A 1,361-nucleotide genomic window follows, 5' to 3' on the forward strand; every position below is an offset into this window, starting at 1 on the left:
CTTGTAGGAGCCGCTTCATCGGCGAAYCCTCAGCGATTGATCTCGCGAACGAAGCATTGCGTCGCATCGTGCGGGCGTTCAACCGCTCGCCCAATCACCACAAGGCCTCATTCGCAAACGCGACAGTCTGAGGGTTCGCCGCTGAAGCGGCTCCTACGACAACGGTGCAGCAAAGTGGGTGTGGCAAGCATTCGACACACGGCGACGAAGCGGCGTTGCGCTTGTGCCACACACAACCTCAACGTCCGGTGTCGCGGTCGGGTTGGCCCTTGGGGCCGCCTAAGCTGAGGGCCGCCCAGTTCCCGGGCGAGCGAGACCGATGCCTACGGCCCGTCTCGAAGAGCCGCGCCGCGGCCCCAAGGGCCAACCCGACCGCGACTCCCGACCAGCACGAGCGTGACGCGGCGAATGCCGCTGGAAACACGCGCCCGCAACGCGGGCGAACCTTTTAAAGAACGCTCAGCGACCCTGCGCGCGTAGCTTCACATCGCCGCTGAAGGACTCGACGTGGATGTTGCCGTTGCCGCCGCCGATGGTGGTCTTGAGCTGCTTGCCGGGGCCGTCTTCGCCGCTGGAGGGATTGCCGAAATCGCTGCGGATGCTGCCGCTGAATGTCGAGGCCTCCAGCTTGGCGGAAACATCGGAAGGAAGCTGGAGCTGGACATCGCCACTCATCGAGTCGACGTCGATCTTGCCGTCGCGCGTGGGGCCGCCGTTGATCTGCGTGTCGCCCGAGACCGTGCTGAAGTTGGCCTGCTTCCAGGGGCCGCCGCCGATCGTCATGCGACCGGATACGGTCTGCGCTTCGACGCGTTCAGTGACGCTCGGCGCGATGATGTCGCCGGAAACGGTCTGCAGATCGGCCTTGGTCGCGCTGCCGGCGAGATCGATGCTCCCGCTGACGGTCTGCATGTTGATGTCCGGCGAGCGCAGGTTTCCGCGGATGCGGCCGCTGACCGAGTTGATCTCGATCTTGCCGCCGTCGAGGCCGTCGATGCTGACCGGCGCGCTGACCACGTTGATCTCGACGCTGACGGCCTTGGGCACGCGAACGTTGAGCACGGTGGGCTGCATGCGCGTGTCGCTGCCCCAGCTGAATATCGAGTGCTCTTTCGAGTCGCTATCGACGTGGATTTCCACGTTGCCTTCGTTGCCTTCGATCTCCAGAGGACGGGCGCCGTCGCCCAGCGAGCCGGAGACCTGGATCTGATTCTTGTCCCAGGCGGTCACGGTGACCTCGCCCTTGACGTTGTCGATGCTGACCTTCGCATTGGGCCGGATGTCTTTCGACAGGTTGATCGGGGTCGAGGCGAATGCCTGTCCGATCGAGAACGCCAGCAGCAGGGGGGTGATGTAGAGCG

The 1,361-nt window shown here is 64.6% G+C and carries 1 protein-coding gene; it reads right to left on the bottom strand.

Translation table 11 applies throughout. The features are described from left to right. Positions 1 to 459 precede the first annotated feature (459 nt). The coding region (locus tag AC1DSN_RS22695) for a DUF4097 family beta strand repeat-containing protein (protein ID WP_477333097.1) at positions 460 to 1,361 on the bottom strand (902 nt) is incomplete at its 5' end.

Source organism: Luteibacter sp. P4_D7_3 (assembly GCF_056401735.1).